The following is a 25,981-nucleotide window of genomic DNA, read 5'->3' on the forward strand; positions in this document are numbered from 1 at the left end:
CTCCGGCACTCATGACGCTTAGCACAATCAGGAGTAACTTCGAGGAGATCATGCCATGCCCACATTGCGCTCGCTGAACAAGACCCTCCTCGCCGCCGGCCTCGCCGTCGCGACCTTGCTTTCACCGCTGGCAACCCTGGCCGCCGAGAAACTGAAGATCGGCACCGTTGTCTGGGCGGGCTACGGCCCCTTCTACGTCGCCGACAAGCTCGACCTGTTCAAGCCCTACGGCCTGGACGTGGACCTGCAGTTCTTCAATGACCCGTCGCTGATTTCCTCCGCCATAAGTAGCCGTGCGCTGGATGGCGGCACGCTCACCTACGACCAGGTGATCGTCTCGGTGGCCAAGGGACTCAAGCATCGCGTGGTAATGCCCATCGACTTCTCCAACGGCGGCGATGCCATCGTCGCCGATGCCTCGATCCGGTCCATTGCTGACTTCAAGGGCAAGAAGGTCGGCTTCAACCCGCTGTCGCCGTCGCACTTCCTGCTGGCCTACGCGCTGCAGCAGAACGGCATGAGCGAAAAGGATATCAATGCCGTCAACATGACTCCCGAGGGCATTCCCGGCGCCATGGCCTCGGGCAACCTGCCGATTGGCGTGACCTACGAGCCCAATGTCTCGAAGATTCTCTCCATGGGCGGTGGAGACAAGTTCAAGGTGGTCTATTCGTCCAAGGACGCGCCGGGGCTGATCACCGACGTGCTGGTCTTCGACGAGGCGGTGATTGCCAAGAAGCCCGCCGCCATCAAGGCGATGATCCAGGGGTACCTGGACGGCCTGGCCTATATGCAGATGCACCCCGAGGAGTCGGCGAAGATCATCGGCGAAGTGCTCGGGGTCAGCGCCCAAGAGGCCATCAAGCAGATGGCCGGCGCTTACAACATCCCGCTTGCCGAGATGGGCAAGATTTTCACGCCAGGCGAGGACACCCATTCGTTCCATGGCAGCGGCGCAATCATCGCCAAGCTACTCAAGGACAACGGGCAGATCCCGACCATCCCTGATTTCAGCAAGACCTACGACGCCCAGTTCATCAAAGCGCTCGCCCGCTAAGCCGATGCCCGGCGGGCAGTTGCCTGCCTGTGCTGGAGAAGAAGACCATGATTACCAAACCTCTATACCGTTATGCCGATGGCCGCTTGCCCAACACCCTGGCCATGCTCTATACCGCACTCGCCTATAGTGGTGGGCTGGCCCTGCTGTTCGCCCCGAATGGCTGGCTGAACGCACTGGGCACGCTACTGCTGGCCCACGGCATGATTATTGCCGCCTACCTGATTCACGAATTCGCTCATGGCACGATCTTCAGTGTGCCCAAGCATAACGAATGGGCTGGCAACGTCTGCAGCTGGCTGTGCGGCAGTTGCTACGCCGAATTTCAGGACCTGCGCAAGAAACACATGCGCCATCACGTCGACCGCGCTGACGTGATCACCTTTGACAGCAAGGCCTTTCTCAAGGCGCGCCCCGTTTGGTTTCAGAAACTGGTGCTGGCGCTGGAATGGGCCTATGTGCCAGCGGTGGAGCTGATCATGCATTTCTACGTGGTTGTGCTGCCCTTCATCACCGACAACGACAAGCACCGCGCCCGCCGTGGCAAGGTTGCGAGTGTGCTGGTCGTCCGTACACTGCTCTTCGCCGGGCTCGCCTCGCTCTCGCTAAAGGCCGTGCTGCTCTACGCCGTGGCCTGGATGATCATGCTCAGCGTGCTGCGCTTCGTCGATGCTTACCAGCACACCTACGAGGCATTCGCCATGCTGGAAGATGGCGGCAAGTTGCCGGAGGACAAGCGTCGCGACCGCAGCTACGAGCAGCAGAACACCTACAGCAATGTAGTCTCCGAACGCTGGCCGGCGTTGAATCTGTTGCTGCTCAACTTCTCCTTCCACAACGCCCACCATGAGAAACCGGGGGCGCCCTGGTATCGCCTGCCCAAGCTGCACGCCGAGCTGTACGGTAGCACCTACAACCAAGTGATTCCGATGCGCAAGCTGCTCGGTAGCTTCCACCGCTACCGCGTACGCCGCGTGCTGGACGATGACTACGGCGTGGTCAGCGAGGGGCCACACAAGGCCGACAATTTCTACGGCGCCGTGGGCGTCTCCTTTCTGACGGCGGTGTGACATGCACAAGGAACTGGATTACCGCGGCCGCTGCGTGGTCATCACTGGCGCTGGCGGTGGCATCGGCCGTGGCCTGGCACAAAGCTTCGCCGCTGCCGGCGCCACGCTGGAATTGCTCGACCGCGACGCCGACGCTCTCGCCCGGCTTGCCGGCGAGTTCGCTGGCGAGACGCCGTTGCATTGCACCGCACTGGACCTCAGCGACTGGCAGGCAGTGAAGCAGTATGCCGAAGACCTCACCTGTCGCGGCCTCAATGCCGATGTGCTAGTGAACAATGCCGGTGTCGAGTACGCCACGCCGCTGGCCGATTGGAGTCACGAAGCCGACCAACGCTGGTCAGCGCTGCTGGAGAACAACGTCAGCTCCATGCAGCGCCTGACCCGCGCCCTGCTGCCGCGTCTGCGTGCCGGTGCCAGTGTGATCAATCAGGCCTCGATCTGGGGACTGAAAGGCATGCCGGGTTTTTCCGCCTATGTTGCCAGCAAGCATGCGGTGATCGGCCTGACCCGCTCGCTGGCCTGGGAATTGGGCCCGCGACGTATTCGGGTGAACGCGGTGTGTCCAGGCTGGGTCGGCACCGATGCGGCCATGCGCTCGCTGCAGGTGATGGCCGACGTCAACGGTCGCAGCGACAGCGCCGAGCTGGCGGCGATCCTTGCTAACCAGGCCATTCCGGAGCTGCTAATGCCAGCCGATCTGGGCGGCATCTTCCTGTTTCTAGGCTCGCCACTGGCGGCTGCCCTGACGGGTCAGGCGCTATCGGTCAGCTACGGCGAGGTGATGCACTGATGGCTACCAAATGCTTCGCAGGCCAGACCGCCCTGGTCACTGGCGCGACGACCGGTATCGGCCGCGCCACCGCACTTGCGCTGGCTGCCAGAGGCGTGCGGGTCTGGATCAACCATCGTGACCAACACGACCTAGCGCAACGATTGGTCGAGCAGATCACCGCCAATGGTGGCAACGCCTGGGCCATCGAGGCCGATGTCAGCGATCCGGCCGCGGTCGCGGCGATGTTCGAGACCATCGAGGAACAGGGGCCGCTGGACCTGCTGGTCAACAACGCCGGGGTAATCCTAGAAAAGCCTTTTCTCGAGACCAGCGAGGCGGACTGGGCGCTGGTGCTGGGCGTCGACCTGGCCGGTGTCTACCGCTGCTGTCGCCATGCGCTGGTGCAGATGAAGCCCCGGCGCAACGGCGCCATCGTCAATGTCGCCTCGGACCTCGGCTTTCTTGGCCGCGAGCAGTACGTCGCCTACTGCACGGCCAAGGCCGGGGTGATTGGTCTCACCCGTTCGTTGGCACGGGAGTTTGCCATCGATGGCATACGCATCAATGGCGTCGCACCCGGCCCCATCGCCACGGCGATGGTCAGCCCGGAGCACATGAGCGACGAGTGGATGGCCAAGGAACTTGCGATCCCCATGGCGCGCTTGGGCACGCCGGAGGAAGTCGCGGCGGCCATCGTCTTTCTGCTTTCGCCACAGGCGAGCTACTTCACCGGACAGATGCTCGGGCCCAATGGCGGCTCATGGATGGGCGCATGAACAGCCTGATGCCACAGGGCATGCTGATCGGCGGTGCCATCATGTGGGGCCTGGGCTGGCTGCCGCTGCAGTTCTTCGCTGCCCGCGGTCTGGCCGGCATGCCGCTGGTGCTTCTGACCTATTCGTTGCTCAGCCTGTTGGCGCTGCCGGTGCTATGGCAGCAGCGTCGGCAGTGGGCGAGCCAGTATCGCCAGGTGCTTACCATGGGCCTGTGCGGCGGCTGGGCCACCGCGGCGCTGGTCACGGCGCTGGCCGCAGGGAACGTGGTGCGGGTGATGCTGCTGTTCTACCTGGCGCCTGTGTGGGCAATGGTCGGCGGCTGGCTGCTGCTGGGCGAACACCTCAGCGGCACACGGCTGTTCGCGCTGGGGCTGGCGATGCTCGGCATCGGCCTAACCCTCGGCATCACGGGTGAAGTCATGGACGCGCCGGACGCGAACGATTGGCTGGCACTGTCCGCAGGCCTTGCCTTCAGCCTCAACAACCTAGCCACTCGCGCCGCTGACCGGGTTCCGCTGGCGAGCAAGGCGCTGGTCAGTTTCGTCGGCAGCGCGCTGCTCGGTGGGCTGTTCTGCCTGCTTCTGCGCCAGCCGCTGCCGCCGCTGGATCTGACCCTAACCTGGCAGATCGCTCTGTTCGCCTTCGGCTGGCTGGTCAGCATGACGGCCGTGCAGTACGGCCTCACCCATCTGGAAGCTGGCCGCGCCGCGGTGCTGGTGGTGTTCGAGCTGATCTCCGCGGTGCTGTCGTCCGCCTGGTTCGGCAGCCACGCCATCGGCCCGAACGAATGGCTCGGTTCGGCGCTAATCACCACCGCCGCGCTGATCGCCGGCTGGCCGGAACGTCCCCCTTCAATCGCGACAAGGAGCACCTAAGCATGACCGTGCATATGGATCAACTGAGCTGGGTCGATTATGAACGCCACATCGGCGATGGCGCCGTGGTCTTTCTGCCCTGTGGCGCCACCGAGCAGCATGGTCCGCACTTGCCGCTGGGCACCGACGCGCTGCTGGCCAGCGCCATCAGCGCCGACGTGGCAGCACGGGTCGGCGGACTGGTCGCGCCGGCGCTGTCCTATGGCTACAAGTCGCAACCCAAATGCGGCGGCGGGCAGCATTTCTGTGGTACCACCAGCCTGGATGGCGCGACCTTGAGCGCCCTGGTGCGCGACGCTGTGCGGGAGTTCCACCGCCACGGTGTGCGCCGCCTCGTGCTGGTGCTTGGTCATTACGAGAACCAATGGTTCGTCGCCGAAGGCATCCAGCTTGCGCTGCGCGACCTCGGACCGGCTGCCGGACTGGAGGTGATGCGCCTGGAGCACTGGGATTTCTGCCGCGAGCAGACCCTGGTCGATGTCTTCCCCGACGGCTTTCCCGGTTTTGCCCTGGAGCATGCTGCGGTGATCGAGACCTCGTTGATGCTGCATTTCCACCCGCAACTGGTGGCACTGGAGAAGATTCCGGACGACGCCCCGGCCGATTTCCCGCCCTACGACATGTATCCCACCCGTACCGAGTGGGTGCCGCCTTCCGGCGTGCTGTCCTCGGCCAAGGGCTCTAGTGCGGCGAAAGGCCGGCGGCTCGCCGAAGACATCGTCGACGGCATTGCCACCGCGGTGTGCAAGGAGTTCGCGCTGTGAGTCTGACGACGAACCTGAACCATGGACGCACGGCACTGCTGGTGATCGACATGCAGCGCGACTTCTGCGCCCTGGGCGGTTACGCCGACCAGGTCGGCATGGACGTCAGCCGCCTGCGCGCGCCGATCCCGGTGATCCAGACGCTGCTGGATCGCGCCCGTGGTCTCGGCATGCTGGTCGTGCATACCCGTGAAGGGCACCGTGCCGATCTTTCCGACCTGCCCGAACCCAAACGCCGCCGTGCTGAAGCGAGCGGCGCGCCCATCGGCAGCTCCGGCCAACTCGGCCGCTTGCTGGTGCGTGGCGAATTCGGCCATGACCTGATCGACGAACTGCAGCCGTGCACCGGCGAGCCGGTGGTTGATAAACCCGGCTACAGCGCATTTGCACATACCGATCTGGAGCTGATCCTGCGCTGCCGCGGCATCGAGCAACTGATCCTGACCGGCGTTACCACCGAGGTTTGTGTTGCCTCGACGCTGCGCCAGGCCATCGACCTTGGCTTCGACTGCCTGACCGTCCGCGACGCCTGTGCCTCGTCCGACCCACAGCTGCACACCGCTGCACTGGCGATGATCGAAGTCGAAGGGGGGCTGTTCGGCGGCGTGACTGACAGCGCCGACCTGCTGCGGCGCCTGGAGCGTGCCGCATGACTGATGTATTGAAGCTTTGGCCGCTGCTGACTGCCACGCATCGCTACGACAAGTCGATTTCCACCCGCAATCGCGGCCAGGGCACGCTGATCGATGCACCGATCCTCGCCTTTCTTATCGAAACCCGACAGGGTCGCGTGCTGTTCGACGTCGGCTGCGACTACGCCAAGCTCAGCGATCCGCAACTGCGTGCGCGCTGGTTCGATCCGGTGGCGTTTCCCATGGGACCGCCAGAGATGACCGAGGAGCAGCGGCTACCCGCCCACCTCGCCCGACACGGGCTTTCACCCGCAGATATCGACCTGGTGTTTCTCAGCCATCTGCATTTCGATCACGCCGGCGGCTTGTGTGAGCTGTGCGGTTGCGAGGTGCATGTGCACGAAGTGGAACTCGCCGCCGCCCGCGCCCAAGCGGACGACGTCTACTTCGCCGATGACTTTGCCGGCGAGCATCACTGGAAGCTGCAGCACGACGAGTACGAGCTGCTGCCCGGACTGCGCGCCATTAATACACCAGGACACACCGCTGGCCACATGTCGCTGCTGATCGAGCTGCCTCACGGCAAGCCGGTGATCCTCGCCGGGGACGCCGCCGACCTGACCGAGAATCTCGTCGACGAAATCGCACCCGGCCTCTGCTGGCAGGAGCGCGACGACCTGGCGCTAGCCAGCATCCGCAAGCTCAAGGCGACCGCTGTCGAGACCGGCGCCGAACTGTGGCCGAATCACGACATGGCCTTCTGGCGTACCCTCAAATGCTTTCCGGAGTACCACGCATGAAGACCGTTCCTGATGCTTATCTCGGTGTGTGGCGCCGGCGCTTGCTGACCACCACTTCCGGCTTGCGTGACGAAACCAGTGAGGTGTACTGGCTGCAAACCGCCATCCTGCACGCCGACCTGCGCCTGCCGCGGCCGCAAGCGCTGCCGCCAGCAGCTTCGCTGAAAACCTGCAGCTATGCCCAGCAGCTGGCGCTGGCCGAACAGGCGGGCTTCGCCGGCGTCACCGAGGTCAACGGCGATATCTGCCAGTGGCATCGGCTGATCGACTTCCAGCCGCTGGACGGGCCGGCGGACATCGGTCTGATGCGCTTCGAAACCCCGGAGCGCTTGCTGGAAGACGGGCTGGACGGCAGCTACCACGAAATCTGGCAACGCCTGCCCGAATCCGCTGGCGTCAACTGGGGCCTCTGGTTGCGTGCCGCCGAGGAGCCTTCACGCCAGGCCTGCCTGCTGGTAGCTGGCGACTACTTCCTGTTCGCCGCCGATCGTCCGCTGCCCATTTCAGCGGGCGACAAGCACCTGCGCGAACAACTGGGCGCCGTTGATCCTGCCTTGCGGCCGCAACTGCTGGCATTCGAGCTCTCCTTCGGCCGCCATCGCAACGGTGCCACGCCTTGGCAGATCACCCATTCGACACTCCCTGGCCGCGTCGGCGACACCCTGCTGTCGAGCTACTGGAACTTCGCCGACCCCACCAGCCTGCCGACCGCCGACCTCGCCGCGCTTGGTCGTTATCCAGCGGCAGGTGGCTGGCAACGCGTTGAACTCGATGTGCCCACCGTTTCACAGGGGGTTCCTGCATGACAGAGCAGATCAACATCCCCTCCGCTTCCACCTCCGCGCAGCAGCGACACACGGCAACACCCGCTGCACCGGCCGAGCAGGTGGTGCGCAAGAGCAGTTTCTGGCGCATTCGCGGCGAGATATCCCGGCGCAGCGCCTGGCTGCTGACTGTTGCCGGACTGAGCCTGCCCTTCGTCGTCTGGTGGCTGTGGACCGCGCTCGGCTTGGCCGACCCAATGTTCATGCCCAGCCCCGGCGCCGTGCTGGAACGCATCGGCCGCTGGTGGACTAGCGAGGGGCTGGTGACTGACATCGGCATCAGCGTCTGGCGGGTCATGGCGGGCTTCGGCGCCTCGGCGCTGCTCGCCCTGCCGTTGGGGCTGTATATCGGCACCTATCGACCGGTGCAGGCCTTTCTCGAACCGCTCATCGACTTCATTCGCTACATGCCGGCGGTAGCGTTCATTCCGCTGGTGATGCTCTGGGTCGGTATCGATGAGGGTTCGAAGGTGCTGATCATCTTCATCGGCACCTTCTTTCAGATGGTGCTGATGGTTGCCGAAGACGTGCGCCGCGTGCCCATGGCGCAGATCGAGGCGGCACAGACCATGGGCGCCAACCGCGGCGAGATCGTCAAGCTGGTGATCTTGCCGTCGGCGAAACCAGCGCTGCTCGACACCCTGCGCATCACCTGCGGCTGGGCCTGGACCTACCTGGTGGTGGCCGAACTGGTGGCGGCCAATTCCGGCCTTGGCTACGCCATCCTCAAGGCACAGCGCTACATGCACACCGACAAGATCTTCGCCGGTATCCTGCTGATAGGCCTGATCGGTCTGCTCACTGATCAGGCCTTTCGCTGGTTGCACCGTCGCGCCTTTCCCTGGATGAGGAAATGACCATGTCCGATGCGAAGATTCGTATCCGCGGGGTCGGCAAGACTTTCGTCAACGAGCAGCGCGAGGTGCAGGCGCTGCAGTCGATCGATCTGGATATCCAGCCAAACGAGTTTGTTACCTTTGTCGGTGCGTCTGGCTGCGGCAAGTCCACCCTGCTGCGCATCGTCGCCGGGTTGGAAAGCCCGAGCCGCGGCGAGATCCTGCTCGACGGCAAGCCCATCGACGGCCCCGGCGTCGACCGCGCCATGGTTTTCCAACACTACAGCCTGTACCCCTGGCTGACGGTGATGCAGAACATCAAGTTCTGCCGCCAGCTCAAGGTGATCCGCGATACCGTGCGCAACGACAGCGACGTGGAGACCGCCGCCGGCCGCGCCGACGCGCTGCTCAACCTGATGGGCCTGACGCGCTTCGCCGACGCCTACCCCAGCCAGCTATCCGGTGGCATGCAGCAGCGCGTCGCCATCGCCCGCGCGCTGATGCCCAAACCTGCGACGCTGTTGATGGACGAGCCGTTCGGCGCGCTGGACGCGCAGACCCGAGAGGTGATGCACGATCTGATTCGCCATGTGCACCGGCTGGAAAAGAGCACTATCTTGTTCGTTACGCACGACGTCGAGGAAGCCATCTATCTGGGCAGCCGTATCGTGCTGATGGCGCCACGCCCTGGGCGTATCGATTCCATCTACGAGGTGCCGCTGCCGGCCCAGCGGCATCAGGACATGAAGCTGTCGCCGGAATTCACCGAGCTCAAGCGCGAGATCCTCGCCCGCATCCGCGAAACTTCCGGCATGCAGACCGACCTTGAGCAGCTGGCCAAACTCAGTGCCGTGACCGGCTGAAGGCTAATACCCGAAGCTTGGCCATCGCCGTGAACACTTGCTGCATTGCCGCTGCACTGCGACTAGGTCCGCCGGCGCAATGGCCCTAGGCCGACTCGAGCACCTCCACCTCGGTACCCGGAATTAGCGAGGCCTCGTGGCGCGCGTCCTCGACGGCGAGGTACAGGTCAGTGCTGCCGGGCATAAGGATGGTCCGTGCGCGGATACGACCCAGCGCTTCGGCCAGCGAGCCATCACCAAAACTGCGGGCCGGGTCGGCCGATTGCCAGCTGTGCAGCACGCAGAGCAGGTCGTTGGCGTCTTGCTCCAGATAGTCATGCTCCCAGTAATCGAGCAGCTCCTCAAGGCTATGGAAACCTGGTTCACGCTATAGCTCGTGTCAATAGAAAGCCTGGGAATAGACTCGGCGACGTCGACCAGCCGGCACCCAGCAGATCGGTCAGCGCCACGCAATAGTCGCCGCTCTCGAGCAGGCCGTCTGCACCAAAAAGGGGCAGTCTGCCCCAATGTGTACCACCGTCGTAGCTCGGAATCAGCACCAGGGTGTCCTGCGTGCGCTTCGGCGTACCCAGCACCTGATAGCAAAAGTGCGCATAGCGCAGGTGCTCACCGTTTTTCTGGTGCATTTCTCCCAACACGAAAAAAATTCTTTGCCTTTTTCAATCATCTGCGTGAATCTGGCATCGACTAAAAGGGATGAGGCGGCACCAGCGACGACCCGTTTTTATACACTCTGGCATGTATCTTGCTGCGTGGCATTTGTATTGTTGAAGGAATCGTGCCAGCGGCCCTGGCCGCCACTCATGACGCCAAGGAGCACAAGCAGATGACCAGCTTTCCTCTCTCCTCCGAGCGCGACGACATGACCAAGCCCTGCTACGACCCACGTCTGCTGATGGACAACCTGCCCATCATCGACGAGCTGGTCGATGCCATGAACGAGATGGGCTGGGGCGTCTACTCCTTCGACCACGAGGACGCCAACGGCCAGTTCGAAACCGACTTCAAGGACGCCGACGCCCTCAGCATGGTCGGCCGCTTCGTGTTTTTCCGCATGATGGCCAATGAAATCGCGTGCAAGCACGGTGCCTTCGCCACTTTCATGCCCAAGCCCTCGGCCGACCGCACCAACATGCTGCGCATTCCGTTTCAGGGTGCACGCGTGGAATGCCGCGCCGCGGATATCGGCTGCAATCCCTACCTGGGCGCCGCGATGATCCTTGCCGCCGGCCTTGAAGGCATCCGCGACAAGCTCGATCCGGGCCAGCCGCACCGCGAAAACATGTACCACTACAGCGAACAGGAAGTGGCGCAGATGGGGATCGAAACCCTGCCGCGCACCCTCAGCGAAGCCATCAACGCCTTCGAGGCCGACCCGCTATCTCTCCTAGTGTTCGGCGACGCGATGTACCAGGCCTTCGTCGACTTCAAGCACGACGAATGGAATGCCGACCATGCCCATGTTTCCGACTGAGAAATCCAGCGCTATCTGAAATTCTTCTGACCAGGGAGTAACACCATGCACGGCACCATCAAAAAACTGCTCTGCGCTGGGGCCATCGCCCTCGCCGTCCTCGCCCCTCTGGCTCATGCCGAGAAGAAAAAGACCTTCAATATCGCCTGGACCATCTACGCCGGATGGATGCCATGGAAGTATGCCGATGAGTCCGGAATCATGAAGAAGTGGGCGGACAAGTATGGTATCAAAGTGAACATCATCCAGATGAACGACTACGTTGAGTCCATCAACCAGTACAGCGCCGGCCAGTTCGACGGCGTGACCGCCACCAACATGGATGCGCTGTCGATCCCGGCAGCCGGTGGCGTCGACACCACCGCGCTGATCGTTGGCGACTATTCCAACGGGAACGACGGGCTGGTGATGAAAGGCACCGACGATCTCAAGCAGATCAAGGGCCAGAAGGTGCATCTGGTCGAGCTGTCGGTGTCGCATTACCTCCTGGCCAAGGCGCTAGACAGCGTCGGTCTATCGGAGAAAGACGTCAAGGTGGTGAACACCTCGGATGCTGATATCGTTGCCGCCTTCAGGACCGCCGACGTGCGCAACGTGGTCACCTGGAACCCGTTGCTGCAGGAAGTGGCTTCCGCCCCCGACGCGCATCTGGTGTTCGATTCGACCAGAGTTCCGGGTCATATCATGGACCTGCTTATCGTCAACAGCGCGACGCTGGCCGACAACCCGGCTTTCGGCAAGGCGGTCACCGGCGCCTGGTACGAGGTGATGGCGATCATGGCCAGTGACACGCCCAAGGGTGCCGAACTGCGCGCCCAGCTCGGCGCCGCCTCCGGCACCGACCAGGCCGGCTACGAGGCCCAGTTGAAGTGCACGCACATGTTCTACACCCCGGCAGAGGCGGTAAGCTTCATCTCAAGCCCGCAGGCATATGAAGCCATGGACAGCGTGCGCAAGTTCTCCTTCAAACACGGCCTCCTGGGCGATGGCGCCGATTCGGCGGATTTCGTCGGTATCGCCATGCCAGCTGGCAAGCTCGGTAACCAGGGCAACCTGAAGCTGCGCTTCGATACCACCTACATGCAAATGGCCGCCGACGGCGCACTGTGAAGGAGAGTTCGCCATGTGTCCGTTCAAATCGGCTCTGCCGGTCATCTCCCCGCTGCATACCGGCGCCTTGGCCACCTCTGGAACATCCAACCGCCTACTGGGTCTTTCCGCGACTATGCAGGGTGCCTGCCCATGCGCCTGATCAATCGCTCGCCCAGCCGCGGTGGCCGGCTGGCATTGGCCATCCTGCCCTTTGCCTTGCTGCTGGCGCTGTACCTGGCTCACTCGGCGCAGCGTCTGGAACTCAATCCCAACGACAAGCTGCTGCCCAGCTTCGGCCAGATGAGTGCGGCCGTCGAACGCCTCGCCTTCACCCCCGACGAGCGCTCCGGCGACTACCTGTTTTGGCTGGACACCGCCTCCAGCCTGAAGCGCCTCGGCACCGGCCTGGCCATCGCCGCCGTTGCCGGGCTCTGCCTGGGCGTTGCTGCCGGCACCCTGCCGCTGTTCGGCGCGCCGCTGTCGCCTTTGATCACCGTGCTCTCGATGGTGCCGCCGCTAGCGATCCTGCCCATCCTGTTCATCGTCTTCGGCCTCGGCGAACTGTCCAAGGTGATGCTGATCGTCATCGGCATCACGCCGATACTGGCCCGCGACCTCGAACAGCGCGCCCGGGAAATCCCCCCCGAGCTGCTGATCAAGGCGCAGACCCTGGGCGCCAACACTTGGACGCTGATTCTGCGTCTGGTGCTGCCGCAGCTGATGCCGCGCCTGCTGATCAGCCTGCGCCTGGTGATGGGCTCGGCCTGGTTGTTTCTCATTGCCGCCGAAGCCATCGCCTCCACCGATGGTCTGGGCTACCGCATTTTCCTTGTACGCCGCTACATGGCGATGGACGTGATCTTGCCCTACGTCGCCTGGATCACGCTCCTGGCCTGGGCCATGGACTACCTGCTGTGGCGCCTCACGCGCCTGCTGTTCCCCTGGCATGAAGGAGCCAAGGCATGAGTGACAAGAAGGGCGGAACCGGCGCATTCATCCAGGTGAAGAACGTCTGGAAGCAATACGGTGACCAGGTGGTACTGGAACGCCTGAACATGAACATCGCCGAAGGCGAATTCTGCACCCTGGTTGGCGCTTCCGGCTGCGGCAAATCCACCTTCCTGCGCCTGCTGCTCGGCCAGGAAGCGCCAAGCCGCGGCGAAATTTTGCTGGACGGCCAGCCGCTGGCCGCCGAGCCGGATGTCAGCCGTGGCGTGGTCTTCCAGCGCTACTCGGTGTTCCCCCACCTGTCGGTGCTGGACAACGTCGCCCTCGGCCTGGAGTTGCCACGCGCCCCATTCCTGGGTCGACTGCTTGGCCGCAGCAAACGCGACGCCCGCGAACAGGCAACGCAGATGTTGCACAAGGTCGGCCTCGACCACGCGCTGGACAAGTATCCGGCGCAGCTATCCGGCGGCATGCAGCAACGCCTGGCGATTGCCCAGGCGCTGATCATGAAGCCCCGCGTACTACTGCTCGACGAACCCTTCGGTGCGCTCGATCCGGGCATCCGTAAGGACATGCACGCACTGCTGCTGGAACTGTGGCGGGAAACCCGGCTGACGGTGTTCATGGTCACTCACGACCTCTCGGAGGGCTTCTCCCTCGGCAGCCGCGTCCTGGTCTTCGACAAGCCGCGCATCGATCCTCACGCACCGGGCGCCTATGGCGCGCGGGTGACCTACGACATTTCGCTGCACGACGGCCACCGCACCCCCGTCGCGGCCGACAGCCTGCCGGCCGATCTCGCCGGTCCTTTTCAAACTGCCTACCAAGGAGCCTGATATGAGCGCTTCCCTCAGCCTTCGCCCAACCCTCTATGAGGAAACCGTCCCCGGCGGCGGCCATACCTCTTTCGTGCTCAAGCGCGGCCAGCTGCTGCGCATCACCGACATCCAGGGTGGTGCCAACGTCAGCCTGCTGCTGTTCAACGCCCAGGAAAAGAGCGAACGACTGAACTTGCCGGACACCCTCAAGTGCCAGCACACCGCCAAACTCACCGCCGGCCACTGCCTGTACTCGGACATGGGTCGCGTGTTGGCCTGCATCACCGCCGACAGCTGCGGCTGGCATGACAGCTTCGGCGGCGTGCTGTCGGCCGACGAGGTGAAGGAGAAATACGGCGAAGGCCGTTACCAAGAACTGCGCAACGGCTTCTTCCGCAATGGGGTGGACAACCTGCTGGTGGAAATGGGCAAGTGGGACCTGAATCTGCAGGACCTGCTGATGACTCTCAACCTGTTCAGCAAGGTGACCGTGGACGTCGACGGCGGCTTCGCCTTTCAGCCCGGCAACAGCAATGCCGGCGACTATGTCGAGCTGTACGCGCCGATGGACACGCTGGTGGTGCTCACCGCCCTGCAGCATCCAATGGACCCAAACCCGGTCTATGCGCCCAAGCCGGTGCAGCTCACCTGGAAGAAGGTCGAGAGCGACGGCGTCACTGTGCTCTGCCGCACCTCGTGCCCCGAGAACGAGCGCGGCTTCCACAACACCGAACGGCTTTACATCTGAGGGGGGATGCCACCATGACCATCCACGAAAGCAACCTGCGTCCCGAAACCGCCGTCTTCCGCCACGTAATCCCGGCCGGCGAGCCCTATCTGCTCGAGGTCAAGGCCGGCCAGACCCTGCGTCTGCTCGACCTGGAAGGCAACCAGGCGATCGACACCCTGTTCTTCGCCGCGAACAACCCGCGCGAACGCTTTGACCCGCAGCGCACCATGCGCCGGCAGAACAAGGTCTACCTCACCACTGGCACGGTGCTCTATTCCAACCTCGGCAACCCGCTCTTGACCATCGTCGCCGACACCTGCGGCCGCCACGACACCCTGGGCGGCGCCTGCGCGCAGGAAAGCAACGCGGTCCGTTACGCGCTGGACAAGCGCTACATGCATAGCTGCCGCGACAATTTCCTGCGCGCCAGCCTGCACGACGGCCGCTTGAGCAAACGCGACATCGGCGCCAACATCAACTTCTTCATGAACGTGCCGGTCACTCCAGAGGGCGGCCTGACCTTCGAGGACGGCATCTCCGCGCCGGGCAAGTACGTAGAGCTGAAGGCGCACGTGGACGTGATCGTGCTGATCTCCAACTGTCCGCAACTGAACAACCCGTGCAACGGCTGGAACCCCACTCCGGTGGAAGTGCTGATCTGGGACTGATGGTGGATGACGCTGCACGGTCATCCAGCCTGGGCTGTCCCCGGCAGCCGTAGGGCAGGAAACGGAGCATCCTTTCCCCTGAGGGATTTCGACCACGGACGACCGTGGTGCTGACCGAATGACGGCGGGACGACCCGCCACCCTTCGATGAGTCCTCGCATGTTCGCCAAACTGCTGATTGCCAACCGCGGCGCCATCGCCTGCCGCATCCTACGTACCCTGCGCGCCATGAACGTGGCGAGCGTGGCCGTTTACTCCGAGGCCGACGCCGCCAGCCTGCATGTCCAGCAGGCCGACGAAGCCTTTAGTCTCGGCGAAGGTCCCGCCGCCAATACCTACCTGGTAGTGGACAAGATTCTCGACATCGCCCGGCAGAGCGGCGCCCAAGCCATCCACCCGGGCTACGGCTTCCTCTCCGAGAACGCTGCCTTCGCCGAGGCTTGCGAGACCGCCGGCATCTCCTTCGTCGGTCCGACGCCCGAACAGCTGCGGGTGTTCGGCCTCAAGCACACTGCCCGCGCCCTGGCCAAGCGGCACGGCGTGCCGATGCTAGAAGGCACAGAACTACTGGAAAGCCTCGACGCGGCGCTGACCGCCGCAGAACAGGTCGGCTATCCTGTGATGCTGAAGAGCACCGCCGGCGGCGGTGGCATCGGCATGCGCGTATGTCGTTCGGCCGCCGATCTGTCGGACGCCTTCGAGGCGGTCAAGCGTCTGGGGCAGAACAATTTCAGTGACTCGGGCGTGTTCATCGAGAAGTACATCCAGCGCGCCCGCCACTTGGAAGTCCAGGTGTTCGGTGACGGCAAGGGCGAGGTGATCGCCCTTGGCGTGCGCGACTGCTCGGTGCAGCGGCGCAACCAGAAGGTGCTGGAGGAAACCCCGGCGCCGAACCTGCCGGACGGCATGGCCGAGGCGCTGTGCGAGGCGGCGATCACCCTGGCCAAGGCGGTCAGCTATCGCAGCGCCGGCACCGTTGAGTTCGTCTACGACGTCGAAGCCCAGCGCTTCTACTTCCTTGAGGTGAACACCCGTCTGCAGGTGGAGCACGGCGTCACCGAGCAGGTCTGGGGCGTCGATCTGGTGCGCTGGATGATCGAGCTGGCCGCTGGCGACCTGCCGCCGCTGGTCGAACTGATCCGGGGGCTAGAGCCTAGGGGCCATGCCATCCAGGCGCGCTTGTACGCCGAGGACCCGGGCCGCGATTTCCAACCCAGCCCTGGCCAGCTCACCGTCGTCGACTTCCCCGAGGCCGACGGCAAGCACCTGCGCATCGACACCTGGGTGGAAGCCGGCTGCGAGATTCCGCCATATTTCGACCCGATGATCGCCAAGGTCATCACCTGGTCGCCGAGCCGCGAAGAAGCCCGCGTCGCGCTGGATGCCGCCCTCGGCGACACCCTGCTCTACGGCGTGGAAACCAACCGTGATTACCTGCGCCAGATCCTTGCCTTCACCCCCTTCGCCAGCGGCAATCCCTGGACCCGCTGCCTGGATGGCCTCGCCTACCGAGCCGACACCGTCGAGGTACTCTCCGCCGGCACCCAGACCACGGTGCAGGACTACCCCGGTCGCCTGGGCTACTGGGCGGTAGGCGTGCCGCCGTCGGGACCGATGGACGATCGCGCCTTGCGTCTGGGCAACCGCCTGCTCGGCAACCCGGAAGGTGCCGCTGGCCTGGAAATCACCATGAACGGGCCGATCCTGCGCTTCAACGCCGACGCCGTAGTGGCGGTGACCGGCGCCGACATCCCCATTGCCCTGGACGGGGTCACACAGCCGATGAACACCGCGCTGTTCGTCCCGGCCGGCGCCACCCTCAGCCTAGGCACCATCACCGGTGCCGGTGCACGCAGCTATCTCGCCGTGCGCGGCGGCCTGCTGGTGCCGGACTATCTCGGCAGCAAGAGCACCTTCACCCTCGGTCAGTTCGGTGGCCACAGCGGCCGCGCCCTGCGCGCTGGCGACGTGCTGCACCTCGCCCCGCTGGCCGACGTCTCCGCAGGTGCCGCGCTAGACGTCGAACTGTGTGCGCCGCTGCCGGCCGTGCGCACCCTGCGGGTAATCTATGGCCCGCACGGCGCGCCGGAATATTTCACCCCGGCCTACATCGACCGCTTCTTCGCCACCGACTGGGAAGTGCACTTCAACTCCAGCCGCACCGGCGTGCGCTTGATCGGCCCGAAACCCGAGTGGGTGCGCGAGAGCGGCGGAGAAGCCGGCCTGCACCCGTCGAACATCCACGACAACCCATACGCCATTGGCGCGGTGAACTTCACCGGCGACATGCCAGTGATCCTCGGCCCGGACGGCCCGAGCCTCGGCGGCTTCGTCTGCCCGGTGACGGTGATCGAGGCCGACCTCTGGCAGCTCGGCCAGCTCAAGGCCGGCGACAAGGTGCGTTTCGTGCCGGTCGACGTCGACACCGCCCGCGCCCTGGCCAAGGCCCGCCAGGCGGAAATCGCGACTCTGGCCCCGGTCGCCGTCGACTGGTGGCCGATCCCGCTGGAGTCGCCGGTGGTGCTGGACATCGGCAGTCAAGACAAGCGCCTGACCGCGCGCCTCTCCGGCGACACCTACCTACTGCTGGAAATAGGCCAGCCGGAACTCGACTTGGTGCTGCGCTTTCGTGGCCATGCCCTGATGCAGGCGCTGGAAGCGAAGAACCTCGCCGGCGTGATCGACCTCACCCCCGGCATCCGCTCCCTGCAGGTCCACTACCAGCCGGAAACCCTGCCGCTGCAGACGCTGCTCGACATCGTCGCCGGCCTGTGGGACTCGGTGTGCTCGGCGCAAGACCTGAAGGTGCCGTCGCGCATCGTCCACCTGCCGCTGTCCTGGGACGATCCGGCGTGCCAACTGGCAATCGAGAAGTACATGACCACGGTGCGCAAGGACGCCCCCTGGTGCCCAAGCAATCTGGAGTTCATCCGCCGCATCAACGGCCTGCCGAACCTCGAGGCCGTGTACCGCACCGTCTTCGAGGCTAGCTACCTGGTGATGGGCTTGGGCGACGTCTACCTCGGCGCGCCGGTGGCCACCCCGCTGGACCCGCGCCACCGGCTGGTGACCACCAAGTACAACCCGGCGCGCACCTGGACCGCAGAAAACTCCGTAGGCATCGGCGGTGCCTACATGTGCATCTACGGCATGGAAGGCCCAGGCGGCTACCAGTTGGTCGGTCGCACCCTGCAGATGTGGAACCGCTACCGCGAGGTGAAAGCCTTCGGTGGCCAACCATGGCTCTTGCGCTTTTTCGACCAGATCCACTTCTACCCGGTCTCGGCGGACGAACTGCTGAAGATCCGTCGCGACTTCCCGCTGGGCCGCTATCCGTTGAAGATCGAAGAGACCGAGCTGCGGCTGTCCGACTACCAGGCGTTTCTCGACCGCGAGGCCGAGGGCATCGATGCCTTCCGCCAGCAGCAACGCGCCGCCTTCAACGCCGAACGCCAGCGCTGGATCGAATCCGGTCAGGCGCATTTCGAGAGCGAGGAGGTCGCCGCCGACCTCGGCGAGGATGCGCCGCTGAGCGCCGGCGAGCACGGCATCGAGAGCCCCATCGCCGGCAACCTCTGGCAAGTGCAGGTGGAACCGGGCGCGACGGTCGCGGCCGGCGACGTGCTGGTGATCCTCGAGAGCATGAAGATGGAAATTACCCTCACCGCGCCGGTCGGCGGGGTGGTGAAGGAAGTCCTCGTGAAACCCGGCTCCCCCGTGCGCGCCGGCCAGCGCGTGGTGGTGATCGAGGAAGCCTGAACTTCATAGCGTCGGACAACCGGAGGGTGGATCACGCTGCACCGATCCACCAACCGGCCTGCAGGACCGGCCTGAACATCAACTGAGGAAAAGGCTACGCCGTTTTTCCCCTACGAAGGACACGAACATGAACAACACATTCGACCTGCGCCTCGACACCCTGCGCGCCGCCTACACCGCTGGTGACACCACGCCGCGCCAGCTGTTCGCCGAACTGCACGACAAGGCCGCCGCCCTCAACCCCGAATTCAACTTGTTCATCCGCCTCTTGACACTGCAGGAACTGGAGCCCTACCTCACCGAGCTCGACGGCAAGTCGCCGGCCGAGCTGCCGCTATATGGCATCCCCTTCGCCATCAAGGACAACATCGACCTGGCCGGCATCCCCACCACTGCTGCTTGCCCGGCCTTCGCCTATACGCCGGAAACCAGTGCAACCATCGTCGAGCAGCTGATCGCCCTTGGCGCCGTGCCTCTGGGCAAGACCAACCTCGATCAGTTCGCCACCGGCCTCAACGGCACCCGTTCGCCCTACGGCGAATGCCGCAACAGCGTGCATCCGGACTATCCGTCTGGCGGCTCCAGCGCCGGCTCGGCGCTGGCCGTGGCGTTGGGCGTGGCGAGCTTCGCGCTGGGCACCGACACTGCCGGTTCCGGCCGGGTGCCGGCGGCGCTGAACAACCTGGTGGGGCTCAAGCCCAGCAAGGGCCTGATCTCCACCGCCGGTGTGGTTCCGGCATGCCGCACGCTCGATTGCGTCACCTATTTCACTGCTACCGCCGCCGAGGCCAGCCAGTTGCTGGCGCTGACCGCCCGGCTCGACCCGCGTGATGAATACAGCCGCGCCAATCCGGGGTGGAACGACGGCTCGGCCTTCGGCCAGGTGACGAGCTTCCGCTTTGGCGTGCCGAAACAACTAGAATTCCTCGGCTGCCCCGAAAGCCCCGCACTCTTCGCCGCCACCGTCAAACAGCTCAAAGCCGTCGGCGGCGAGCCGGTGGAGATCGACTTCGAGCCCTTCCTCGAGGCTGCCCGCCTGCTCTACGAAGGCCCCTGGGTCGCCGAGCGCTATAGCGTCGTCGGCGATCTGATCGAACAACAGCCCGACGCCGTGCTGCCGGTGATCAAGGCCGTGCTGGAAAAGGCGCCCGGCATCACCGCCGTGCAGCTGTTCCGCGCCCAGTACCGCCTGCAGCAGCTCAAGGCCATCTGCGATCGGATCATGGCCGAGGTGGATTGCGTTCTGACCCCCCCCTACCCGCGGCCGGTAACCCTGGACGAGCTGCATGCCGAACCAGTCAAGCGCAACTCGGACCTGGGCTACTACACCAACTTTATGAACATGCTGGACTACGCCGCGGTGGCGGTGCCGGCTGGCTTCATGGGCAACGGCCTGCCCTGGGGCGTGACTCTGTTCGGCCGGGTTTTCACCGATCAGTACCTGCTGAGCCTGGCCGACGCCCTGCAGCGCCGGACCGCGCTGTCGCTGATCGGCGGAAACGCCCTAGACGGCCCGGCGCCGACCACTCCGGCACACAACGACCGCGCCCGGGTGGTGGTCTGCGGCGCACACCTGGACGGCCTGCCGCTGAATTGGCAGCTGAAGCAGCGCGGTGGCCGCCTGCTCGAATCCACCCGCACCTCACCAGACTACAGGCTCTATGCTTTGGCCGGCGGCCCGCCGCTGCGCCCGGGAATGGTGCGAGTCACCGAGGGCGGTGCGGCCATCGAGGTGGAAGTCTGGGAGATTCCGAGTTCGGAGTTCGGTTCTTTCCTCACCAGCATCCCCGCGCCGCTGGGCTTGGGCAAGGTGCAACTGGCCGACGGTCGCTGGGAGACGGGCTTCATCTGCGAACCCTACGGTCTGGAGGGCGCGCAGGACATCAGCGCATTCGGCGGCTGGCGCGCCTACCTGAAGAACCGAGGCTGAAAATATAGGAACCAGTGCCTAATCGCCCGCAAGAACAGGACGTCACCCTGGCTCATCCGCCAGGAATACCTGAAGGAGCGGACACGCCGATAAACTTCATAATGGAAACAATGGAGGTGTTCATGACCAAGAAGACTCGACGTTTATGCAATGTCAACTACTTTGGCCGGTCGGCGACGATTAAAATGGCCGGTTGGGTGGAGTAGTTATCGTCAGTCCGACGCCCCGGTCTTTCCTCCTTGTAGTTGACGTTGATCACGCTTGCGATAGCGCTCCCCGCTCAGTTCCATCAGCGTGGCGTGATGCACCAACCGGTCGCGCAAGGCCTACTGGGCCGCCTGGAGCTCTTGAACCAGGCTCGAGGCGCTGGTGTAGCGCACCCGGTAGCCCTGTCGATCAACGCAAGGCCAAGTCTGGCGCGGCTTCACTTTTTTCCGCTTTCCTGAACAGGCAGCGAATTTCACGCCTTGCCCATCTGCAAAACCGCGCGTGGATCGCAGGCGTCACCCCCTCAGCCACCACCCCGCCGCGAATGCCGCCGCCCAGAGCAGCACCCACACGAGCCGCTCGCGGCGGCGGCTGGCCGCTTCGCGTTCGGCGCGGCGGCGGCGCAGTTTTTCCTGCTCGCGCTCGGCCAAGCGTTCGCTGAGGTCGCGGTGGATGAGACGCGGCAGCTGCGGCAGGATCTTCGCCCATTGCGGCGCTTCTTCTTCGAGCTGGCGGCGTAGCGCGCGCCAGCCGACCTGCTCGCTCATCCAGCGTTCGAGGAAGGGCTTGGCGGTCTGCCACAGGTCGAGTTCGGGGTCGAGCTGGCGGCCCAGTCCTTCGATGTTCAGCAGCGTCTTTTGCAGCAGCACCAGCTGGGGCTGCACTTCCATCTCGAAGCGCCGGGCGGTCTGGAAGAGCCGCAGCAAGGTCTTGCCGAAGGAGATGTCCTTGAGCGGGCGGTCGAAGATGGGTTCGCACACGGCGCGGATCGCGCCCTCGAATTCGTCGACGCGCACGTGCGGCGGCACCCAGCCGGCTTCGAGGTGGGCGATGGCCACGCGCCGGTAGTCGCGTTTGAAGAAGGCGAGAAAGTTTTGCGCGAGGTAGTTCTTGTCTTCGTTGGAGAGCGTGCCGACGATGCCGAAATCGAGCGCGATGTAGCGGCCGTCGTCGGCCACGAGGATGTTGCCGGGGTGCATGTCGGCGTGGAAGAAGCCGTCGCGGAAGACCTGGGTGAAGAAGATCTCCACGCCCATGGCCGAGAGGCGCTTGAGGTCGATCCCCTTGGCGCGCAGCGTCTCGATCTGGGAGATGGGAGTGCCGACCATGCGCTGCATCACCATCACTTCGCGCCCGCAATAGTCCCAATAGACTTCGGGCACGAGCAGCATGTCGCTGCCGGCGAAGTTGCGCCGCAGCTGTGAGCAGTTGGCTGCCTCGCGGATGAGGTCGAGCTCGTCGTGCAGCGATTTGGCGAATTCCGCCACCACTTCGCGCGGCTTGAGCCGCCGGCTCTCGGGCCACAGCGCTTCGAGGAGCCGCGCGGCGGTGTCCATGAGCGCGAGGTCGTGCTCGATCACCGGGGCGATGCCCGGGCGCAGGATCTTGACGGCCACCTGCGTGCCGTCGAAGAGTTCGGCGAAGTGCACCTGCGCCACCGAGGCCGAGGCCACGGGGTCGCGCTCGAAGCGGGCGAACACGGATTCGAGCGGCTTGCCGTAGTGCGCTTCCAGCAGCGCCCGCGCCTGCTCGCTGGGGAAGGGGGGGACGCGATCCTGCAAGAGCGCGAGCTCGTCGGCGATGTCCGGCGGGATGAGGTCGCGCCGGGTGGAGAGCATCTGGCCGAACTTGACGAAGATCGGCCCGAGCGATTCGAGTGCCCGGCGCAGGCGCACGCCGCGGGGCACGGCGCTGCGCCGCCAGAAGAAGATCCGGCGCCACCAGCGCGTCAGGCGCCCCGAGGCGTCGGCCTGGGCGACGATCTCGTCGAGCGAGTAGGCATAGACGATCCAGAAGATGCGGGTCAGTCGCAGCAGGCGCACGGTGGGATTCGACGGGTTGCGGAATGGCCAAGGTTAGCGCAAATCGGCGCGTTTGGGGCGGGCGGGACGGCTATAATTGCAGTTCGACGAACGCAGAACCGAGTCATGATGAGCCAAGATCCCTCCCTGTCCGTGTCCGACCCCAAGGTGCTGCTCGCCGCGCTGTTGCGCCAGGCGCTGATGGCGGTCGTGCCGCAATACGCGCATCTGCCGCTCACGCTCGAACGCCCGAAAGCGGCGAGCCACGGCGACTGGGCAAGCAACATTGCCTTGCAGTTCGCCCGCCAGATCAAGCGCAATCCGCGCGAGCTCGCCCAGGAGCTCGTCCGCGAGATCACGCCGCATCCCTGGGTGGCCAAGGTGGAGGTGGCGGGCCCTGGCTTCATCAATTTTACGCTCGCGCCGGCGGCGAAGAACGCGGTGGTGCCGCAGGTGCTCGCGCGCGGGGTGCGCTACGGGGCGGGGGAATCCACCGGGCGGCGCATCCTGGTGGAATTCGTCTCGGCCAACCCCACGGGGCCGCTGCACGTCGGCCACGGGCGCGGGGCGGCCTACGGGGCGGCGCTCTCGGACGTGCTCGCCTTTGCTGGCCACACCGTCGAGCGCGAGTACTACGTGAACGACGCCGGCCGGCAGATGGACATCCTCGCGCTCTCCACCTGGCTGCGCTATCTCGAGCGTTTCGGCATCCGCGTCCCCTTCCCGAGCAACGCCTATCAGGGGCGCTACGTCATCGACATGGCAGCCACCATTGCCGAGCGCCATGGCGATCGCTTCGCCAGGGTGCGCGCCGAGGACGTGCTGGCGGGTACGCCGGGAGAACCCGATCCCGAGCGCACCGACCCGCAGGCCGTGGAGCAGCGCGAGCGGCACCTCGATCAGCTCATCGCCAACGCCAAGTGCCTGTTGGGTGAGGATTACGCCTGGATCCACGAGTTCGCGCTCGCCGAACAGTTGGGCGACTGCCGTGACGATCTGGCCGAGTTCGGGGTGCGGTTCGACCGCTGGTTCTCGGAGAAGAGCCTCTACGACACGGGGATGGTCGAGCGCGCGGTGGAGACCCTGAAGCAGCGCGGCTATCTCTACGAGCAGGACGGCGCCTGGTGGTTTCGCTCCACCGACTTCGGCGACGACAAGGATCGCGTGGTGCGCCGTGAAAACGGTAGTTACACCTATTTCGCCTCCGACATCGCGTACCATTGGAACAAGTACGAACGCGGCTACGATCTGATGATCGACATCTGGGGGGCGGATCACCACGGCTACATCCCGCGCGTGCGCGCGGCGATCCAGGCGCTGGGGCTCGATCCGGAGAAGTTCGAGGTGGCGCTGGTGCAGTTCGCCGTGCTCTACCGCAATGGCGAGAAAGTGTCGATGTCGACGCGCGCCGGCGAGTTCGTCACGCTGCGCCAGTTGCGCGCCGAGGTGGGTAACGACGCCTGCCGCTTCTTCTACGTGTTGCGCAAGTGCGACCAGCACCTCGATTTCGACCTCGATCTGGCCAAGAAGCAGTCGAACGAGAACCCGGTCTATTACGTCCAGTATGCGCACGCGCGCATCTGCTCGGTGCTGCGCGAGTGGGGCGGGGCGATGGAGGATCTGCGCGAGGCCGACGCGTCGCTGCTCACGAGCGAGCCGGCGCTCGCGCTGTGCGTGCGCCTTCAGGCCTTCCCCGAAGTGGTGCAGGCGGCGGCCGCCGAGCGCGCGCCGCATCACATCGCGTTCTATCTGAAGGATCTGGCGGCCGACTTCCACGCCTGGTACAACGTCGAGCGCATCCTGGTGGAAGAAGAGCCGCTGCGCCTGGCGCGGTTGGCGCTCGCGGCGGCGGTGAAGACGGTGCTCGCCACGGGATTGGGGCTGCTGGGGGTTTCGGCGCCGGAGTCGATGTGAGGGGAAGATGATGGGGATGCCGCGGTTTCGCCGTAGAGGAGGAAAAGAGGAGGGCGGGACGCTGCTCGGCATCCTCCTCGGCTTGGCGCTGGGTGCGATTCTCGCCTTCGGCATCGCGTGGTGGTTCACCCGCAATGCCCCTTTCCCGGCGCAGACGCCGACGGACAAGAACCAGGGATCGCCTGGGGGCACGGCGCCGACCGAGACGAAGTTCGATTTCTACAAAGTCTTGCCCGAGGGTTGGGGCGGAAACGAGGCGAAAAACCAGAAACCCGCCGAACCGCCGAAGGCGGCCGAAACCAAAACGCCGCCGCAGCCGGCCACCGTGGTGCCGACGCCTCCGGTGACGCCGCAGGTCGCCGCCATCGCGCCTGAGCCGCCGAAACCGCAAGGCACGGAGCGGCTCTACTGGCAGATAGGGGCTTTCGCCACCGAGAAAGAGGCGAGTCGCGTGCGCGCCGAGCTGGCGATGGCTGGTATCACCTCTACGGTGGAACCGGCCAGGATGCCCGATGGTCGTACGCTCTACCGGGTGCGCGCCGGCCCCTACCGCAGTCAGGATGAGGCGCAGGCGGCGCGGGCCCGGCTGTTGGCGGCGGGTTATGCCCCGACGCTGGTCAAATGAGGAGCGACGAGGACGATGAAGAAAGAAAGTATCGACCGTAGGCGGTTTCTGCAGGCTCTGGGCCTGTTCGCCTTGGCCGGGGTCGGCAGCGCCGCCCGGGCCCAGGAGGGCAAGACCTTCGTGGAGCTCTCCCCGGCTCAGCCCACCCTTGCCGGCAAGATCGAGGTGATCGAGTTCTTCCACTACGGCTGCCCGCATTGCCGCCATCTCGATCCGCTGGTGGAAGGATGGAAGAAGACTTTGGGCGGAGACGTGGCGTTTCATCGCTCGCCCGTGATCTGGGGGCAGGGAGCGCTCGCGGGCCTGGCGCGGCTGTATTTCTCGCTCGAGGCGACGGGGCAGCTCGAGGCGCTGCATCCGAAGATCTTCGCGGCGGTGCAGGACGAGCGTCGTCTCGTCTACGACCGCGACGGCGCGCGCGCCTGGGTGCAGGAAAACGGCGGCGACGGCAAGGCGGTCTATGACGCCTGGACTTCTTTCGGCGTGGAGACGCGCGTGAAGGAATCCGATGCGCGCGCCCGCGCCTACAAAATCGACGGGGTGCCGACCCTGGCAGTAGGGGGGCGCTACCTCACTTCCGCCTCGCTCACGGGCAGCCACGAGGCGGCGCTCAAGGAAGTCGACCGGCTGATCGCCCAGCTGCGCCGCGGCTGAGGGGCAAGTTTCGCCCTTCGCCGCGCTTTCGTGGGAAAATCGGGTCTTTCCCATGAACGGGGCGGGGCGAATCGTCCTGCCGGCGACGAGG

At 64.8% G+C, this 25,981-nt stretch carries 23 protein-coding genes and 1 pseudogene; 22 read left to right on the forward strand and 2 right to left on the reverse strand.

Annotated elements, in window-relative coordinates; genetic code table 11:
- Positions 1–55: 55 nt before the first annotated feature.
- Genes EPD82_RS03945 through EPD82_RS03995 form a run of 11 tightly spaced genes read left to right on the forward strand, consistent with a single transcriptional unit; the run spans position 56 to position 9,269 of the window.
- Positions 56–1,057, forward strand: a complete 1,002-nt coding sequence (locus tag EPD82_RS03945; protein ID WP_141055559.1) for an ABC transporter substrate-binding protein — start codon at positions 56–58, stop codon at positions 1,055–1,057.
- A gap of 47 nt (positions 1,058–1,104) precedes the next feature.
- Positions 1,105–2,127, forward strand: a complete 1,023-nt coding sequence (locus EPD82_RS03950) for a fatty acid desaturase family protein (protein ID WP_141055562.1) — start codon at positions 1,105–1,107, stop codon at positions 2,125–2,127.
- A 1-nt stretch (position 2,128) separates the two neighbouring features.
- Positions 2,129–2,917 (forward strand): SDR family NAD(P)-dependent oxidoreductase, encoded by a 789-nt coding sequence (locus EPD82_RS03955; protein WP_141055565.1) that lies wholly within the window; start codon positions 2,129–2,131, stop codon positions 2,915–2,917.
- Complete coding sequence (locus tag EPD82_RS03960) at positions 2,917–3,675, forward strand: SDR family NAD(P)-dependent oxidoreductase (RefSeq protein WP_141055568.1); 759 nt, start codon at positions 2,917–2,919, stop codon at positions 3,673–3,675. Before EPD82_RS03955 ends, EPD82_RS03960 begins: the two co-directional genes overlap by 1 nt.
- Complete coding sequence (locus tag EPD82_RS03965; RefSeq protein WP_141055571.1) at positions 3,672–4,550, forward strand: DMT family transporter; 879 nt, start codon at positions 3,672–3,674, stop codon at positions 4,548–4,550. The genes EPD82_RS03960 and EPD82_RS03965 overlap by 4 nt, the downstream gene beginning before the upstream one ends.
- A gap of 2 nt (positions 4,551–4,552) precedes the next feature.
- Positions 4,553–5,314 carry a creatininase gene (locus EPD82_RS03970; protein ID WP_141055573.1) on the forward strand — a complete coding sequence of 254 codons (762 nt, stop codon included), beginning with the start codon at positions 4,553–4,555 and terminating at the stop codon, positions 5,312–5,314.
- Positions 5,311–5,967, forward strand: coding sequence for a cysteine hydrolase family protein (locus EPD82_RS03975; protein ID WP_141055576.1), 657 nt, complete (start codon positions 5,311–5,313; stop codon positions 5,965–5,967). Before EPD82_RS03970 ends, EPD82_RS03975 begins: the two co-directional genes overlap by 4 nt.
- On the forward strand, positions 5,964–6,746 hold the full coding sequence (locus tag EPD82_RS03980; protein ID WP_141055578.1) for an N-acyl homoserine lactonase family protein: 783 nt from the start codon (positions 5,964–5,966) through the stop codon (positions 6,744–6,746). Before EPD82_RS03975 ends, EPD82_RS03980 begins: the two co-directional genes overlap by 4 nt.
- Positions 6,743–7,552, forward strand: coding sequence for a hypothetical protein (locus tag EPD82_RS03985; RefSeq protein ID WP_141055580.1), 810 nt, complete (start codon positions 6,743–6,745; stop codon positions 7,550–7,552). Before EPD82_RS03980 ends, EPD82_RS03985 begins: the two co-directional genes overlap by 4 nt.
- Positions 7,549–8,427 (forward strand): ABC transporter permease, encoded by an 879-nt coding sequence (locus EPD82_RS03990; protein WP_141055582.1) that lies wholly within the window; start codon positions 7,549–7,551, stop codon positions 8,425–8,427. Before EPD82_RS03985 ends, EPD82_RS03990 begins: the two co-directional genes overlap by 4 nt.
- 2 nt (positions 8,428–8,429) lie before the next feature.
- Complete coding sequence (locus EPD82_RS03995) at positions 8,430–9,269, forward strand: ABC transporter ATP-binding protein (protein WP_206202177.1); 840 nt, start codon at positions 8,430–8,432, stop codon at positions 9,267–9,269.
- A 362-nt stretch (positions 9,270–9,631) separates the two neighbouring features.
- Here EPD82_RS03995 and EPD82_RS12035 read toward each other — a convergent pair whose 3' ends face one another.
- Positions 9,632–9,895 carry an alpha/beta hydrolase family protein gene (locus EPD82_RS12035; protein ID WP_206202178.1) on the reverse strand — a complete coding sequence of 88 codons (264 nt, stop codon included), beginning with the start codon at positions 9,893–9,895 and terminating at the stop codon, positions 9,632–9,634.
- Between the two features lie 221 nt (positions 9,896–10,116).
- Between EPD82_RS12035 and EPD82_RS04005 the strand changes: the two are divergent.
- From EPD82_RS04005 to atzF, 8 genes and pseudogenes are all read left to right on the forward strand, one after another.
- A pseudogene (locus tag EPD82_RS04005) lies at positions 10,117–10,743 on the forward strand (type III glutamate--ammonia ligase); the annotation flags it as partial.
- A 45-nt stretch (positions 10,744–10,788) separates the two neighbouring features.
- Entirely contained in the window at positions 10,789–11,853 is a 1,065-nt protein-coding gene (locus EPD82_RS04010; protein ID WP_141055586.1) for a putative urea ABC transporter substrate-binding protein, read from the forward strand.
- 132 nt (positions 11,854–11,985) lie between these two features.
- Positions 11,986–12,801, forward strand: a complete 816-nt coding sequence (locus tag EPD82_RS04015; protein ID WP_141055588.1) for an ABC transporter permease — start codon at positions 11,986–11,988, stop codon at positions 12,799–12,801.
- On the forward strand, positions 12,798–13,619 hold the full coding sequence (locus EPD82_RS04020) for an ABC transporter ATP-binding protein (RefSeq protein ID WP_141055590.1): 822 nt from the start codon (positions 12,798–12,800) through the stop codon (positions 13,617–13,619). Before EPD82_RS04015 ends, EPD82_RS04020 begins: the two co-directional genes overlap by 4 nt.
- Position 13,620: 1 nt before the next feature.
- On the forward strand, positions 13,621–14,349 hold the full coding sequence (locus EPD82_RS04025) for an urea amidolyase associated protein UAAP1 (RefSeq protein WP_141055593.1): 729 nt from the start codon (positions 13,621–13,623) through the stop codon (positions 14,347–14,349).
- Positions 14,350–14,363: 14 nt separating this feature from the next.
- Positions 14,364–14,999, forward strand: coding sequence for an urea amidolyase associated protein UAAP2 (locus EPD82_RS04030; protein ID WP_141055595.1), 636 nt, complete (start codon positions 14,364–14,366; stop codon positions 14,997–14,999).
- A gap of 159 nt (positions 15,000–15,158) precedes the next feature.
- Positions 15,159–18,758: an urea carboxylase gene (uca, locus tag EPD82_RS04035; RefSeq protein ID WP_141055597.1), complete on the forward strand. Its 3,600-nt coding sequence runs from the start codon at positions 15,159–15,161 to the stop codon at positions 18,756–18,758.
- A 127-nt stretch (positions 18,759–18,885) separates the two neighbouring features.
- Positions 18,886–20,688: an allophanate hydrolase gene (atzF, locus tag EPD82_RS04040; protein ID WP_141055599.1), complete on the forward strand. Its 1,803-nt coding sequence runs from the start codon at positions 18,886–18,888 to the stop codon at positions 20,686–20,688.
- Positions 20,689–21,191: 503 nt separating this feature from the next.
- On the opposite strand, the gene ubiB is transcribed toward atzF, so the two are convergent.
- The gene (gene ubiB / locus EPD82_RS04045; RefSeq protein ID WP_141055601.1) at positions 21,192–22,718 is read right to left on the reverse strand and encodes a ubiquinone biosynthesis regulatory protein kinase UbiB; all 1,527 of its coding nucleotides are present in this window, start codon (positions 22,716–22,718) and stop codon (positions 21,192–21,194) included.
- Between the two features lie 108 nt (positions 22,719–22,826).
- On the opposite strand from ubiB, the gene argS reads away from it, so the two are divergent.
- The 3 genes from argS to EPD82_RS04060 are packed head-to-tail and all read left to right on the forward strand — an operon-like array spanning position 22,827 to position 25,890.
- Positions 22,827–24,611, forward strand: coding sequence for an arginine--tRNA ligase (gene argS, locus EPD82_RS04050; RefSeq protein WP_141055682.1), 1,785 nt, complete (start codon positions 22,827–22,829; stop codon positions 24,609–24,611).
- A gap of 7 nt (positions 24,612–24,618) precedes the next feature.
- Positions 24,619–25,236: an SPOR domain-containing protein gene (locus EPD82_RS04055; RefSeq protein ID WP_082438364.1), complete on the forward strand. Its 618-nt coding sequence runs from the start codon at positions 24,619–24,621 to the stop codon at positions 25,234–25,236.
- 15 nt (positions 25,237–25,251) lie between these two features.
- Positions 25,252–25,890, forward strand: coding sequence for a thiol:disulfide interchange protein DsbA/DsbL (locus tag EPD82_RS04060; RefSeq protein ID WP_198288995.1), 639 nt, complete (start codon positions 25,252–25,254; stop codon positions 25,888–25,890).
- Positions 25,891–25,981 lie beyond the last annotated feature (91 nt).

The organism is Tepidiphilus succinatimandens (assembly GCF_006503695.1).
Taxonomy (GTDB): Bacteria; Pseudomonadota; Gammaproteobacteria; order Burkholderiales; family Rhodocyclaceae; genus Tepidiphilus; species Tepidiphilus succinatimandens.